The 14,225-nt window shown below is 69.9% G+C and carries 11 protein-coding genes; 3 read left to right on the top strand and 8 right to left on the bottom strand.

Features of this window, described 5'->3' with window-relative positions; all coding sequences use genetic code 11:
- Window positions 1-147: 147 nt before the first annotated feature.
- Window positions 148-1,197 carry a polysaccharide pyruvyl transferase family protein gene (locus ACWPXE_RS31065; RefSeq protein ID WP_454020903.1) on the top strand — a complete coding sequence of 350 codons (1,050 nt, stop codon included), beginning with the start codon at window positions 148-150 and terminating at the stop codon, window positions 1,195-1,197.
- 73 nt (window positions 1,198-1,270) lie between these two features.
- A complete protein-coding gene (locus tag ACWPXE_RS31070; RefSeq protein ID WP_454020904.1) occupies window positions 1,271-2,545 on the top strand; it encodes a hypothetical protein in 1,275 nt (424 codons plus the stop codon).
- Here ACWPXE_RS31070 and ACWPXE_RS31075 read toward each other — a convergent pair.
- The 4 genes from ACWPXE_RS31075 to ACWPXE_RS31090 all read right to left on the bottom strand — a co-directional run bounded on the left by ACWPXE_RS31075 (window position 2,508) and on the right by ACWPXE_RS31090 (window position 6,966).
- On the bottom strand, window positions 2,508-3,314 hold the full coding sequence (locus ACWPXE_RS31075) for an ABC transporter permease (protein ID WP_454020905.1): 807 nt from the start codon (window positions 3,312-3,314) through the stop codon (window positions 2,508-2,510). The genes ACWPXE_RS31070 and ACWPXE_RS31075 overlap by 38 nt on opposite strands.
- Before the next feature lie 3 nt (window positions 3,315-3,317).
- Window positions 3,318-4,085 (bottom strand): molybdate ABC transporter substrate-binding protein, encoded by a 768-nt coding sequence (modA, locus tag ACWPXE_RS31080; protein ID WP_454020906.1) that lies wholly within the window; start codon window positions 4,083-4,085, stop codon window positions 3,318-3,320.
- 260 nt (window positions 4,086-4,345) lie between these two features.
- The gene (locus tag ACWPXE_RS31085; protein ID WP_454020907.1) at window positions 4,346-5,851 is read right to left on the bottom strand and encodes a tagaturonate reductase; all 1,506 of its coding nucleotides are present in this window, start codon (window positions 5,849-5,851) and stop codon (window positions 4,346-4,348) included.
- 41 nt (window positions 5,852-5,892) lie between these two features.
- Entirely contained in the window at window positions 5,893-6,966 is a 1,074-nt protein-coding gene (locus ACWPXE_RS31090) for an aldose epimerase family protein (protein WP_454020908.1), read from the bottom strand.
- A gap of 265 nt (window positions 6,967-7,231) precedes the next feature.
- Here ACWPXE_RS31090 and ACWPXE_RS31095 point away from each other — a divergent pair, with 265 nt between their 5' ends.
- Window positions 7,232-8,452: an alpha/beta hydrolase family protein gene (locus ACWPXE_RS31095; protein WP_454020909.1), complete on the top strand. Its 1,221-nt coding sequence runs from the start codon at window positions 7,232-7,234 to the stop codon at window positions 8,450-8,452.
- A 22-nt stretch (window positions 8,453-8,474) separates the two neighbouring features.
- Here ACWPXE_RS31095 and ACWPXE_RS31100 read toward each other — a convergent pair whose 3' ends face one another.
- From ACWPXE_RS31100 to mmsA, 4 genes are all read right to left on the bottom strand, one after another.
- Complete coding sequence (locus ACWPXE_RS31100) at window positions 8,475-10,301, bottom strand: IlvD/Edd family dehydratase (protein ID WP_454020910.1); 1,827 nt, start codon at window positions 10,299-10,301, stop codon at window positions 8,475-8,477.
- Between the two features lie 110 nt (window positions 10,302-10,411).
- A complete protein-coding gene (locus tag ACWPXE_RS31105) occupies window positions 10,412-11,206 on the bottom strand; it encodes a Gfo/Idh/MocA family protein (RefSeq protein WP_454020911.1) in 795 nt (264 codons plus the stop codon).
- A 204-nt stretch (window positions 11,207-11,410) separates the two neighbouring features.
- On the bottom strand, window positions 11,411-12,622 hold the full coding sequence (gene mmsB, locus ACWPXE_RS31110) for a multiple monosaccharide ABC transporter permease (RefSeq protein ID WP_454020912.1): 1,212 nt from the start codon (window positions 12,620-12,622) through the stop codon (window positions 11,411-11,413).
- The gene (gene mmsA, locus ACWPXE_RS31115; protein WP_454020913.1) at window positions 12,619-14,202 is read right to left on the bottom strand and encodes a multiple monosaccharide ABC transporter ATP-binding protein; all 1,584 of its coding nucleotides are present in this window, start codon (window positions 14,200-14,202) and stop codon (window positions 12,619-12,621) included. The genes mmsB and mmsA overlap by 4 nt, the downstream gene beginning before the upstream one ends.
- Window positions 14,203-14,225 lie beyond the last annotated feature (23 nt).

The raw sequence follows: 14,225 nt of genomic DNA on the forward strand, positions 1-14,225 counted from the left end.
CCGGCAAATCCAGGCGCATTCCTTTGGAAGCGAACTTTCACGCATCACTCCCATTCACATTGGACGGGGACGTGTCACTTCTCTTCCATCTCCGGGGGCGGCGACCAATGTTCCGGAACCAATCTTCTGCGGGGGCGGCCATTGGCCATGGATACGTGGTGTTATGACGGCGGTGCCGGGGGGCGCTCGTCCAGAGAGTCCGTTGGCGGGTCTGGTGGTGGGTCTGCCGGCGGTGCCGCCGGTGCGGCGGACCTGTGGCTGGACCCGGACCTTGCGGCGCTGGAGGCGCTGTCGCTGCGGGTGCGGGATCTGGTGCTTCCGCATCTGGGCAGCGGGCCGGCCGTCTATGCGGACATCCCGGTCCATCTGAACGTCGGGGATCTGCTGATCAACCAGGGGGCGGAGGCGCTGTTCGCCGACGGCGGCGTGGAGATCCGTGATCGGGTGACGCTGGGCAACGCCCGGCGCCTGCTGCGCCGCCAGCGCGACGGGCAGGCGGCGATCCTGCTGCATGGCGGCGGCAATTTCGGCGACCTCTATCCCCATCACGAGACGTTCCGGCAGAAGGTGCTGGAGAACTTTCCGTCCAGCCGCGTCGTGCTTCTGCCGCAGACCGTCTACTACCGCGACCACGACCGGCTGCGCCACGACATGAAGCGCTGGGCGGCCCACCGCAATCTGGTCTTCATGGCGCGCGACGCGCCGTCGCTCGATCTGGTGCGGCCCTTTCTGGGGGAGCGGGCGATCCAGGTGCCGGATCTCGCCCATTACCTGACGCGCTATCCCACGCGGCTGACCCCGGTGCGTCCGGCCCACGACACAACCCTGCTCGTCATGGCCCGGCGCGACCAGGAATGCGCGGGGCGCCACTGGCTGCGCCAGGACTCGCCGGTCTTCGACTGGGAGGACCTGTGCGGGCCGGAGGATTTCGCCGGCTTCGCCTTGGCCGCCCGGCTGATCCGGCTGGACGACGCGGTGCCGCTTCCCGCCGATCCGTTGCGCGGCTGGTATCCCATCCGCGACCGGCTGGTCCGCAAGGCCGTCGCCCATTTCGGCGCGGCCAACGCCGTGGTCACCAACCGCCTGCACGGGATGCTGCTGGCCCTGATGATGGGGCTGCCGGTGCAGGTGCGCGACAACTCCTACGGCAAGCTGACCAACTACATCGACAGCTGGCTCGCGGATTGGAAACGGTGAGGACCCTGGGAACGTTTGCGCCCCGCATCCGTCTGTCATCCCGGAACAGGGGCTGAAGAGGGCGTCGGCGGGTATGGCGGGCAAGGGGTTGCACATCGGAGTCGAGGAGACGGCGAGCGGCGGGCTGGTCCGCCGCACCGTCCTGCTGTCCGAGGACGGCGCCCGCCGCCGGCACCGCGTGGTCTACGAGTTCGAAGACCCGGCCGGAGCCTCGGCGGACCGGCCGATGGACGGGGCGGTCATGGCCGTCCTGTTCCACGCCATGGAGCGGGGCCTCCCCGTCCATGTGCACGGGCCGCTGACCCGGACGGCGCTGCACAACATCGACGCGCTCCAGGGGGTGTGGCGGCGCTGGCGTCCCGACCGCTACCGGACCGTCGAGATCATCCCGGAGAGGGTCGTCGACCGCAACGCGCCCAAGCCGGGGCGCCGGGCCATCGCCGCCTATTCCAGCGGGCTGGACAGCACCTTCACCATCCTGCGCCACCGGCTGCTCCTGCCGCCGGAGCGCCGCCACCATGTCGGCGCGCTGCTGATGGTGCATGGTTTCGACGTGGAACTGGACCGCCCCGAGGATTTCGAGCGGCTGGTCGAGCGGACCCGGCCCTTCCGCGAGCTGGTCGGGCTGGACCTGCGCCTGGTGCGCACCAACAGCAAGGAGCTGCATCTGCAGAACTGGCAGGACTCCCACGCGGCGGAACTGGCGGCCTGTCTGCACCTCCACGAAGCGGAGTTCGAGTTCGGGCTGATCGGCAGCACCAAGCCTTACGACGCGCTGGTCATCCCCTACGGCACCACCCCGATCGCCGACCATCTGCTGTCCGGCGACGGCTTCTCCATCGTGCATGACGGCGCCGCCTATTCCCGAACGGAGAAGGCCGCGGCGGTCGCCGCCTATCCGGAGGCGGTGCGCTCGCTGCGCGTCTGCTGGGAGGGGGCGGAGCAGTTCCGGAACTGCGGCGTCTGCGAGAAATGCGTGCGCACCCGGATGAACTTCGCCGCCGCCGGGGTGCCCGCCCCGGACTGCTTCGACGGGCCGCTGGACCCGGCCCGCATCGCCGGCATCCCCGTGCGCAACGAGCCGCAGGCGGCGGAACTCCGCTCCATCCTCGACTACGCCCGCCAGCACGCGGTGGAGGGAGAATGGCTGGAGAGGCTGAAGGAGCGGGTGCGCGCCATCCAGCCGGACTTTGGCCAAACCGATCCCGCCCGTCCCGAATCCCGTCCCGTCCGGGCGGTGAAGGGCGCCTCCGCCTCGCTGCGGCAGGCGGCGGTGGCGCTGCTCGACGCGATGGAGCTGAAGCAGCCGCTCAAGCGGGTCCGCAACCGGCTGCGTACCCGCGGCTGAACCTGTCGTTCCGCCGCGCGCCGAGCAGCCGCATCGCCATCAGCATCAGCAGAGCCGCCACCAGAAGCAGGAGGGCGCAGGCCACGGCGATGCCGGTCTCGCCGGTGGCGATGTTGAGGAAGACGGCCATGGGCAGTGTCTCGGTCTTCAGGTGGGTGACCCCGGCGACCATCAGCGTGGCGCCGAACTCCCCCAGCGCCCGCGCCCAGGCCAGCACGGCGCCCGCCGCGATGCCCTTGGCGGCCAGCGGCAGCTCCACCCGCCAGAACACCGCCCAGGGGGCGGCGCCCAGCGACTGCGCCGCCACGGCGTAGCTCCGGTCGACGGATCGGAAGGCCGCGGTGGCGGTGCGCACCACCACCGCGGTGGACACGAAGGCCAAGGCCACCACCACGCCCGCGGGGGAGAACAGCAATTCCATCCCCAGCGCCGGGACCGGCCCGTTGCGCCCGAGCAGGAACAGCAGCCCCAGCCCGGCGACCAGCGGCGGCATGACCAATGGGACGTCGAGCAGCGTGTCGAGCAGGACCTTCCCCGGAAAGCGCCACCGCGCCATCAGGTAGGCCGCCGGCAGGCCGAGGGCCAGCGCGATCCCCAGCGACGCGACGGAGGTCAGCGCCGACAGCCGCAGCGCGAACAGCGTCTCCGCCGCGCTCAGGGCGGCCCAAAGGTCGCCTGGGGGCAGGCGGGCCAGCAGGGCGCCCAGCACGCCCGCGATCGTCAGCGCGACGAGGGCGAGCGGCAGGGCCAGCAGGGTGGTGAAACCCATCCGTCACATCTTCGGGGCGGGCGGGAAGCCGAAGCGCTGGAAGGTGGCGAGGCCGGCGTCCGAGGCCAGGAAGTCGGCGAAGCGCTTGGCGGCGTCCGGCGCGGCGCTGGTCTTCAGGACGGCGACGGGGGCGTATTCGGCCTCGTACCACGCCGGCGGGATGGCGAGGACGGACAGCTTGCCGGGATTCTGCGCGGCTTCCGACGCGCCGATGATGGCGGCGTCCACATTGCCGTCCAGCACATAGAGGGCGAGCTGCTTCACGGTCGCTGCGCGGACGGTGACGTTGCGGCGGATCGCCTCGCCCTGGCCGGACTTGTCCAGGATGTCCTCCGCCGTGCGGCCCAGCGCCATGGCCTGCGGGTCGCCCAGCCCGACGCGGACGCCCGGCTTGGCGAGGTCGGCGAAACCGCGGATCGCCTCGGCCTTGCCCGGCGCCACGGCCAGCACGGGGCCGTGCACCACCAGCACCGTCAGGTCGGCGACGGCGTCCAGATCCTTCAGCTTGTCGGTGTAGAAGGTCGTGCCGGGGATGAACAGGTCGCCGGTCTTCGTCTCGACAAAGCGGGCGAGGAGCTGGCCCGACCCGCCATACTCGGCCGTCACGGTGATCCCGGTCTCCTTGCGGAAGTCCTCGATCAGCGCGTCCACCGGCGGGCGGAGGCCGGCGCCGACATAGGCGTGGAGGTCCTGGGCCGCAACTGCGGCTGTCTGGGCGGCGGTCTGGAGGGCCAGCAGCCCGACAGCGAGGGCGAGGGCTTTCAAACGCATGGATGCGGTTCCTTCGGTTCGTTGCGGAATGGTGACTCGCCCGACGCTGTATCGGTTCGGATACTGCGCTGGACGGGCGCTGTCAACAGGCCGTTGTACGTGAAGGTATATAGCGGTCGCGGGGCATCGTGCGTTCCCCTCTCCCCTCCGGGGAAAGGGTTAGGGTGAGGGGGTTGCACGTGTGCCGGACGTAAGCGCCACGCGCATCCCCCTCACCGACCCTCCGGGCCACCCTCCCCCCAGAGGGGAGAGGGTTAAAATCAGCTCATCAACGCTTCCAAAGCGCCGCGCATGCCGCGCTCCTCGATCTCCGCCAGATGGGTGGCGGTGCGGTGGGCCAGACCGGGGATGCGGGTCAGATCCTCGCCCCACAGCGCGGCGTTGGACAGCACGGCGTCCACCAGCGCCGCCGGGTCGCCGCCATGGGCGGCCCAGGCGCCGGCGAGCGCCGCAAGCACCGCCGCGTCGTCGCGGATCGGGTAGGGGCCGGCGTCGCGGATGCCGGTGCAGACGCCGTCCGCCGTCCGCGTGCCCTTGTAGAAGCGCAGCAGGGCGGCCAGTGAGAAGGACAGGCCGTCCGGCGCCTCGCCATGGGCGGCGGCGTAATCCTTCAGGCTGGGCAGGACGCGCACCTGCCACTTCGACACCGAGTTCAGCGAGATGGCGATCAGCTCGTGCCGGATGTGGGGGTTGCCGAAGCGCTCCATGATGGTGCGGGCGTAATCCTGGCGCTTGGCGTCCGGCAGGGGCACGAAGGGCACGATCTCGCCGAACATCACCGTGTTCAGGTAGGCGGACAGGGTCGCGTCGTCCATCATGCCCTTCACCGTGTCCACCCCCGCCACGAATGCGGCGAGCGCGCTGGCGGTGTGGGCGCCGTTCAGGATGCGCACCTTGCGCGTGCGGTAGGGCTGCAGGTCGTCGGTCCAGACCACGTTCAGCCCGGCCTTGTGCAGCGGGAACTCCTCGGCCAGGGCCGCCGGGCCTTCGATGACCCAGACATGGAACGGCTCGCCGGCCACGGCCAGCGGGTCTTCATAGCCCCACGTTGCGGCGAGTGCCTCGGCCTCGTCGCGCGGGTAGCCGGGGACGATGCGGTCGACCAGCGTGTTCAGGAAATGGTTGTGCGCCTCGACCCAGGCGGCGAAGCCGGATTCCAGGCCCCAGCGCTTGGCGTGGGCCAGGACGATCCGCTTCAGCTTGGCGCCGTTGGCCTCGATCAGCTCGCAGGGCAGCAGGACGAGGCCGCTTTCCGGCGTGCCGCCCAGCGCGGTGAAGCGGGCGTGCAGCAGCGCCGCGACCTTGGCCGGGAAGCTCTGCGGACAGGCGCCGGGGGTGTAGGGCTCCGCCACGTCGGCGATGCCGGCCTCCGTCGTGTTGGACACCAGGAAGCGCAGCGCCGGGGACGTGGCGAGATCCAGCATGCGGTCCCACGCGGCGTAGGGGTTCAGCGCCTCGGACACGCAGCTGACCACCCGGCGGGTTTCGACCTCCTTGCCCTGCTCGATGCCGCGCAGCAGGACGGTGTAGAGCCCCTCCTGCGCGGTCAGCAGGCCGGCGACGCCCTGGTCCAGCGGCTGGGCGACGGCGACCCCGGCGCTCATCAGCCCGGCGCCGTTGGCGACGTCCACCATCCAATCGACGAAGCCGCGCAGGAAGTTGCCGTCGCCGATCTGAAGGACGGTGACGGGCAGCCGCGGGGTGCCCGCCGTGTGCGCCACATCGAAAGCCCCGGCGGCGAGCGATTCACGGGAGAGAAGAGGCATGATGGAGGGTCCTTTGAAAATCGGAAGGCGCTGGCAGGGGGTCAGGCGACGCCGAAGTGGTAGACGATGCGGCCCGTGCACCACTGGCCGGGGGCCAGCGTGGTGGAGGGGAAGGACGGGATGTTGACGGCGTTGGGGAAGTGCGACGGCTCCAGGCAGAAGGCGCTGTGCCGGGTGTAGAGCGTGCCGCCCTTGCCCAGGTCGCGCGGCGTCTGGCCGTCCAGGAAATTGCCGGTGTAGACCTGCAGGCCGGGTTCGGTGGAGAAGACCTCCAGCACCCGGCCGCTGCCGGGATGGACGACACGAGCATGCAACCCCAGCGTGCTCTCCGGCTTGTCCACCGCGTAATGCAGGTCGTAGCCCTTGCCGAGCGCCAGCATCGGGTGGGCGGCGGCGATCCGCGCGCCGAAGGCGGCGGGGCTGCGGAAGTCGAGCGGTGTGCCGGTCACGTCCACCAGTTCCCCCGTGGGGACGGCGGTGGCGTCCAGCGCCAGATAACGGCTGCCGTTGACCGTCGCCACATGGTCGAGGATGGAGGAGCCGGCGTCGCCCGACAGGTTGAAGAAGGTGTGGTCGGTGAAGTTCGCCACGGTCACCTTGTCCGCCGCCACGGCGGTCCAGGCGATGGTCAGGGCGTTGTCCTCGTCCAGCGCGTAGACCAGCCGGACGGGCAGGGTGCCGGGGAAGCCCTCCTCCCCGTCCTCGAAGACGTAGGTCAGTTCCAGGCTCGCCTCGTCCAGTTGCCGCGCGGCGAAGGTGCGGAAGCGCGAGCCGCGCTGGCCGCCGTGCAGCGTGTTGGGCGGCGCGTTGACGGTGGTGCGGTGCTCCACCCCGTCCAGCGTGAAGCGTCCACCGCCGATGCGCCCGCAATAGCGCCCGATGAAGGAGCCCATGGAGGGCTGCCCGGCCATCGTTTGCTCCAGCGTCTCGTAGCCCTGCACCACGTCGCCGAGGGCGCCGTCGCGGTCGGGCGCCAGGATCTGGACGATCTTGCAGCCGTAATTGGTGATGCGGACGGCCATGCCCCGGCGGTTTCGCAAGGTGAACAGGTCGGTCGGCGTGCCGTCGATGGTGGCGCGGAAATCCTCGCGCCGGAGGTCGGCATAAGGCGTCATGGCGTGGGTGCCCCTTGGACCGGAGGATACCGGAAAGATGCTGGATATATTAATATATCAGTTATGAGAGGCGAAAGGAGAAATGCGCCCGCCGCCGGACCGGGCGCTTTTGCCGCACGCGGAGGAATGGGAAATGTCAGCGGGGCGGCGTCACGTCCGTTCGGGCGTCTCACCTTCTGCGCGATGGCCTGATGATGCCGGCAAGGCGACACTTGAGGGTTGCCAGGGCGCCGCGAACCGGCCGGCGGGACCGGGGAGGACAGCCGTGACCACCCTCTTTCACGACGCTCTGCACGAGGATTTCGGCACCTGGCCCATCGCCTACATCCCCTATGGCGGGGCGGAGTTCGGCGAGATCAAGGCGGTCGCCGAGGCCATCGGCGATGGCGACGACGGCGCCTATTACGACGCCTGGACCGCGGCGGGCGACCGGCTGGCGCACGAGGCCGACATCGCTTTGTCCAAGGGCCATAAGGCGACCGCCCGCGCCCTCTATCTGCGGGCGAGCGCCTTCCACAACGCCTCCTTCCATCCACTCTACGGCGCGCCCGTCGATCCGCGCCTGACCGCCGCCTTTCGCAAGGGGACGGCGGCGCTCGACAAGGGGCTCTCGCTCGGAGCGCGCCCGGCCATCCCGCTGGCCATTCCCTTCGGCGGGATGGCGATGCCCGGACGCTTCATCCCGGCGGAGGGCTTCGAGACCCGGGTCCGCCCGCTGATCGTCTTCACCAACGGCTATGACGGCACCATCACCGACATGTATTTCGCGTCGGCGGTGGCGGCCTCGCGGCGGAGCTATCACAGCCTGCTGTTCGACGGCCCCGGCCAGGGAGCCATGCTCTACGAGCACGGCGTGCCGCTGCGCCCGGACTGGGAAACGGTGATCGCGGCGGTGGTCGATTTCGCCGAAACCCTGCCGCTCGTCGATGCGGCGCGCATCGCGCTCAGCGGATGGAGCCTCGGCGGGCATCTCGCCCCGCGCGCCGCGTCGGGCGAGCCGCGCATCGCGGCGCTCATCGCCGATCCCGGCACCTGGAGCATCGCCGACGGCTTCCGCGACGTGGTGGTGCACAAGCTCGGCGTCGCGCCGGAGGCGGCGGCCGATCTCGGCGCCCTGGACCAAGGCGTGATCGACCGCATGGATGCCTTCATCCGCAGCCACCGCCAGCTGAACTGGAAGGTCGTGCAGCGCGGTTTCTGGGTACACGGCGTCGCGGACCTGCGCTCCTACCTCGCCTCCACGGAGTTGTTCACCATGCGGGGGCGGGCGCATCTCATCGCCTGCCCCACCCTGATCACCCAGGCGGAGGGTGACGCCTTGTCGGCCGGTGCCGGCGCCTTCTTCGACGCGCTTGTCTGCCCGAAGACGCTGATGCGCTTCACAGCCGCCGAAGGCGCCGGCGGGCATTGCGAGATGGGCAACCGATCCCTCCTGAACCTCCGCGTCCTCGATTGGCTGGATGACCGGTTCGCGGGCGGAGGCTGAGGCGCCGCACCGCCTCCTGGGGTCAGTGATTGTCGCGCGGGATGCCCATGGTCTGGGCGACGCGCTGGTACTTGACGGCGGGCTTCAGCACCATGCCCTCATCGAGCTGGTCGACGATGCCGCGCTGGATCTCCTGCCAGGGGGTCTGCGACGGCGGGATCGGGTAGCCGCCCGCGGCTTCCAGAGCGGCGCGGCGGTCGGCCAGTTCGCCTTCCGAAATCAGGATGTCGGCGCTGCCGCGGCGCAGGTCGATGCGCACCCGGTCGCCGCTGCGCAGCAGGGCCAACCCGCCGCCCGCCGCCGCCTCCGGGGACGCGTTGAGGATGGAGGGCGATCCCGAGGTGCCGGACTGGCGGCCGTCGCCGATGCAGGGAAGGGAATGGACGCCCTGCCGGATCAGCGTGGCGGGGGGCCGCATGTTGACCACCTCCGCCGCCCCCGGATACCCGATGGGGCCGGTGCCGCGGATGACCAGGATGGTGTAGGCGTCGATGCCCAGGGCAGGGTCGTCGATGCGGTGATGGTAGTCCTCCGGCCCGTCGAAGACGACGACCTTGCCCTCGAACGCCTCCGGGTCCTGCGGGTTGGACAGGTAGCGTTCGCGGAACTCGTCGGAGATGACGCTGGTCTTCATGATGGCGGCGCCGAACAGGTTGCCGCGCAGCACCACGAAGCCGGCGTTGGGCATCAGCGGCTCGTCGATGGGGTGGATCACCCGCGTGTCGAGGATCGGCTGGTGGCGGCAGTTCGCGCCGATGGTCCGTCCGTTGACGGTGGGCGCACCCTCGCGGATCAGCCCCTTGCCCATCAGCTGGGCGACGACCGCGGGCACGCCGCCGGCGCGGTGGAAGTCCTCGCCCAGATACTCGCCGGCCGGCTGGAGGTTGACCAGCAGGGGCACGTCGTGCCCGTGGGTCTGCCAGTCCTCCACCGTCAGCGGCACGCCGATGTGCTTGGCGATGGCGTTGATGTGGATCGGCGCGTTGGTCGAGCCGCCGATGGCGGAGTTGACGACGATGGCGTTGAGGAAGGCGTCGCGGGTCAGGATGTCGGATGGCTTGAGGTCCTCGCAGACCATCCCGACGATGCGCTTGCCGGTCTCGTAGGCGGCCTGCTGGCGCTCGCGGTAGGGGGCGGGGATGGCGGCGGAGCCGGGGAGCTGCATGCCCAGCACCTCGGCCAGCGAGTTCATCGTGGAGGCCGTGCCCATGGTGTTGCAGTAGCCGGTCGAGGGGGCCGAGGACGCCACCAGCTCGATGAAGCCCTGATAGTCGATCTCGCCGGCCGCCATCATCTGGCGGGCCTTCCACACGATGGTGCCCGAGCCGGTGCGCTCGCCGCGGAACCAGCCGTTCAGCATCGGGCCGACCGACAGGGCGATGGCCGGGATGTTCACGGTGGCCGCCGCCATCAGGCAGGCGGGGGTGGTCTTGTCGCAGCCGATGGTCAGCACCACCCCGTCGAGCGGATAGCCGTGCAGCACCTCGACCAAGCCGAGATAGGCGAGGTTGCGGTCGATCGAGGCGGTCGGCCGCTTGCCGGTCTCCTGGATCGGGTGGACGGGGAACTCGATGGCGATGCCGCCGGCGGTGCGGATGCCCTCGCGCAGCCGTTCGGCCAGCACCAGATGGTGCCGGTTGCAGGGGCTGAGGTCGGAGCCGGTCTGCGCGATGCCGATGATCGGTGCGCCCGATTGCAGCTCCTCCCGCGTCAGCCCGAAATTCAGGTAGCGCTCCAGATAGAGCGCGGTCATGTCGGGGTTGTCGGGGTTGTCGAACCACGCGCGAGACCGCAGCCGCCGGCCGGAGCCGATTTCCGGGTGCTGGGGAGAGGGCTTCGTATCGGACATGTCGGCACCAATTCGGGTTGGGGGCGCGGACCGGGGTCGGCCGGCGCCGGGGTCGTTCGGAGCCTCGTTTGGGCGTTATTGGGAGTCCGCCGGGCGGTGCGCCCGGCGTTTTACCAGTGAAAGGCGTCGGTGGTGCGCCAGCGCCCGACCAGACAGGCGTCGGCGACCAGTTGCAGCGGACGGGCGTCGACGTCGCCGGCCGCGTCCGCGATCAGATGGTGGAAGCGGCGGTAGATGCCCTGGTACTCGGCGTCGGGCTCGGCCAGCACGGGCACGCCGTCCACGCTCAGCCGCGTGCCGCCGTGGGTCAGGTCGAGCCGTCCACCCCCCGCCCCGATGCCGTCGGTCTCGATGGCGATGGTCCAGGTCTGCTCGCCCTCCTGGAGGAAGTCGAAGGCGGCCGTCACCGTCCCGACGGCGGAGCCCGCTACCCCTTCCATCCTCAGCGTCGCGGCGATGGGCGTGTCGCGGTTGGCGGGGACCCGCAGCTCGGCGTCGCGGACGACGACGGGGGCCGGCAGGATCTCGGTCAGGATCGACAGGGCGTTGATGCCCGGATCGAAGACGCCGAAGCCCCCCGCCGCGAAAATCCAATCCTGGCCCGGATGCCAGCGCCGCACGTCCTCCTTCCAGGTGATGGCGACGTGGCGGACGGTGGCGCCGGCCAGCCGCCGCCGCGTCTCCTCCACCGCCGCGTTGAAGCGGGAGTGCCAGGCGGCGAACAGCGTGCGCTTGGCCCCCTCCGCCGCGTCGAGCAGCAGGCGCAGCTCGGTCAGGGTGGCGGCCGGCGGCTTCTCGATGAGAACATGCTTGCCGGCGCGCAGCGCCTCCACCGTCAGGGCGTGGCGGACGGCGGGCGGCGTGCAGATCGCCACGGCGTCGAGGTCGGGCAGGGCGGCCAGCATCTCCCCCTGGCTGCGGAAGACCGGTACGTCGCCGAGCCCGGTCTCTTCGGAGGGGGGCCGTGCGGGCTGACCACCGCGGCGAGCCGGAACAGGCCGGTGGCGGTGATGGCCGGGACATGCTGGTCGCGGGCGATCTTGCCGAAGCCGACGATGCCGACGGTGAGCGGGGCGGGGGTATGGGGGTGGGACGGGTCATGACGGCCCTCACGCCTTGTTCTTGTTGTAGACGTCGATGGTGACGGCGGCGAGCAGCACCATGCCCTTGATGACCTGCTGCCAGTCGATGCCGATGCCCAGGATCGACATGCCGTTGTTCATCACGCCCATGATGAAGGCGCCGATCACCGCCCCGGTCACCCGCCCGACCCCGCCCGAGGCCGAGGCACCGCCGATGAAGCAGGCGGCGATCACGTCCAGCTCGAACGAGACGCCGGCTTTCGGCGTGGCGGTGTTCAGCCTTGCGGCGAAGATCAGCCCGGCCAGCGCCGCCAGCACCCCCATGTTGACGAAGGTGTAGAAGCTGAGCCGCCGCGTGTCGATGCCGGACAGCTTGGCCGCCTTCTCGTTGCCGCCCAGCGCGTAGACGCGCCGCCCCACCGTGGTGTTGCGGGTGACGAAGCTGTAGAGCGCGATCAGCACGCTCATGATGATCAGCACGTTGGGCAGGCCGCGGTAGGAGGCCATCAACTGCCCGACATAGATCAGCACGGCGGCCAGCGCGACGTTCTTCGCCACGAACAGCGGCAGCGGCTCCTGCTCGATGGCGACGCTCTGCCGGCGCAGGCGCGCCCGGGTGTTCATCGCCACCAGCGCGGCGGCCACGGCCGCGCAGAGCAGCAGGCTGGTCAGGTGGAACTTGCCGAGGTTGAAGGCGTCCAACGCCAGGAAATCCGGAATGAAGCCGGAGCTGAGGCGTTGGAACTCCACCGGGAAGGGACCGACCGACTGACCAGCCAGCAGGATCAGGCACAGGCCGCGGAAGACCAGCATGCCGGCCAGCGTCACGATGAAGGAGGGGATGCGCAGATAGGCGACCCAGAAGCCCTGCACCGCCCCGATCGCCGCCCCGGCCAGCAGGCACAGCAGCGTCGTGGTGACGAAGTCCAGGTGGAGCCGCACCATCAGGGTCGCCGCCAGCGCGCCGATGAGGGCGACGACCGAGCCCACCGACAGGTCGATGTGTCCGGCGACGATCACCAGAAGCATGCCCAGCGCCATGATGACGATGTAGCTGTTCTGCAGCACGAGGTTGGTCAGGTTCAGCGGCTGCAGCAGCGTGCCGTCGGTCATGTACTGGAAGAACAGGACGATGGCGACCAGCGACAGCAGCATGCCGTAGTCGCGCATGTGCGCCTTCACGAACCGTCCCATGGACACCCGCGGACCACGGGCCGGAAGGTTGAGTTCGGCACTCATGGCAGAGCCTCCCCGGACATCAGCGTCTCGCCGGAGCGCATGATCGCCCGCATGATGTTTTCCTGGCTGGCCTCGGCCGCCGGCATCTCGGCGACCATTTCGCCGGCGTTCATCACGTAGATGCGGTCGGCGACGCCCAGCAGCTCCGGCATTTCGGAAGAGATCAGGACGACGCCCCGGCCCTCGGCGACCAGCTGGTTGATGATGGTGTAGATCTCGTACTTGGCGCCGACGTCGATGCCGCGGGTCGGCTCGTCGAGGATCAGCACCTGCGGGTTGGCGAACAGCCACTTGCTGAGCACGACCTTCTGCTGGTTGCCGCCCGACAGGTTGACCGTCTCCTGGAACACGTCGGGGCAGCGGATGCGCAGCCGGCGCCGGAACTCCTCGGCCACCTGGACCTCGCGCTCATGGTCGATAACCCAGCGTTTCGCCACTCCCCTGAGGTTCGCCAGCGTGACGTTGTGGCGGATGTCGTTGTCGAGCACGAGGCCGAGATGCTTGCGGTCCTCCGTCGCGTAGGCGAGGCCGTTCGCCATGGCCCGGCTGATGGTGGAGACGTCGATCTCCCGGCCGTTGAGGAAGGCCCGCCCGCGGATGTTGCGGCCGTAGGAGCGGCCGAACAGGCTCATCGCGAACTCGGTGCGGCCGGCGCCCATCAGCCCGGCGATGCCCACCACCTCGCCGCGGCGGACGGTCAGGTTCACGTCGCGGACGACGCGCCGGCCGGGATGGGCCGGGTGGTCGGCGCTCCAGCCCTTGACCTCGAACAGCACCTCGCCGGGCACGGTGGTCCGCTTGGGGTAGCGGTCCGACAGGGCGCGCCCGACCATGCCGCGGATGATGCGGTCCTGGCTGACCACGGCCTCGCGGCAGTCCAGCGTCTCCACCGTCGTGCCGTCGCGCAGGATGGTCACCCGGTCGGCGACCTTGGCGATCTCGTTCAGCTTGTGCGAGATGAGGATGGAGGCGATGCCGCGCGCCTTGAATTGCAGCAGCAATTCCAGCAGGGCGTCGCTGTCGCTCTCGTTCAGGCTGGCGGTCGGCTCGTCCAGGATCAGCAGCTTGACCTCCTTGGACAGCGCCTTGGCGATCTCCACGAGCTGCTGCTTGCCGACGCCGATGTCGGTGATCAGGGTCTCCGGTGGGTCGTGCAGCCCGACGAGGCGCAGCAGCTCCCGCGCCCGCAGGGTGGCGGCGTCCCAGTCGATCACCCCCCGTTTCGCCTGCTCGTTACCAAGGAAGAGATTCTCGGTGATCGACAGCAGGGGGACGAGCGCCAGCTCCTGGTGGATGATGATGATGCCCAGCCGCTCGCTGTCGGCGATGCCGCGGAAGGCCTGGGGCTGGCCGCGGAAGCGGATCTCGCCGTCGAAGCTGCCTTGCGGGTAGACCCCGCTCAGCACCTTCATCAGCGTCGACTTGCCGGCGCCGTTCTCGCCGATCAGCGCGTGGATCTCGCCCTCGCGGACCGACAGGTTGACGTCGTCCAGCGCCTTCACGCCGGGAAACGTCTTGGTGATGCCCTTCATCTCCAGGATCGGCATCGCCAGACTGGACCGCTCCAGGATGGAGTCCATGAGAATCCTCCGATCGCGCGATC

The organism is Azospirillum sp. Marseille-Q6669 (assembly GCF_965111635.1).

Excerpts from the sequence above, each read along its gene's own strand:
- ACWPXE_RS31065 (WP_454020903.1), top strand. The coding sequence starts at position 148 with ATGGATACGTGGTGTTATGACGGCGGTGCCGGGGGGCGCTCGTCCAGA.
- ACWPXE_RS31070 (WP_454020904.1), top strand. The coding sequence starts at position 1,271 with ATGGCGGGCAAGGGGTTGCACATCGGAGTCGAGGAGACGGCGAGCGGC.
- ACWPXE_RS31075 (WP_454020905.1), bottom strand. The coding sequence starts at position 3,314 with ATGGGTTTCACCACCCTGCTGGCCCTGCCGCTCGCCCTCGTCGCGCTG.
- modA (WP_454020906.1), bottom strand. The coding sequence starts at position 4,085 with ATGCGTTTGAAAGCCCTCGCCCTCGCTGTCGGGCTGCTGGCCCTCCAG.
- ACWPXE_RS31085 (WP_454020907.1), bottom strand. The coding sequence starts at position 5,851 with ATGCCTCTTCTCTCCCGTGAATCGCTCGCCGCCGGGGCTTTCGATGTG.
- ACWPXE_RS31090 (WP_454020908.1), bottom strand. The coding sequence starts at position 6,966 with ATGACGCCTTATGCCGACCTCCGGCGCGAGGATTTCCGCGCCACCATC.
- ACWPXE_RS31100 (WP_454020910.1), bottom strand. The coding sequence starts at position 10,301 with ATGTCCGATACGAAGCCCTCTCCCCAGCACCCGGAAATCGGCTCCGGC.
- ACWPXE_RS31105 (WP_454020911.1), bottom strand. The coding sequence starts at position 11,206 with ATGCTGGCCGCCCTGCCCGACCTCGACGCCGTGGCGATCTGCACGCCG.
- mmsB (WP_454020912.1), bottom strand. The coding sequence starts at position 12,622 with ATGAGTGCCGAACTCAACCTTCCGGCCCGTGGTCCGCGGGTGTCCATG.
- mmsA (WP_454020913.1), bottom strand. The coding sequence starts at position 14,202 with ATGGACTCCATCCTGGAGCGGTCCAGTCTGGCGATGCCGATCCTGGAG.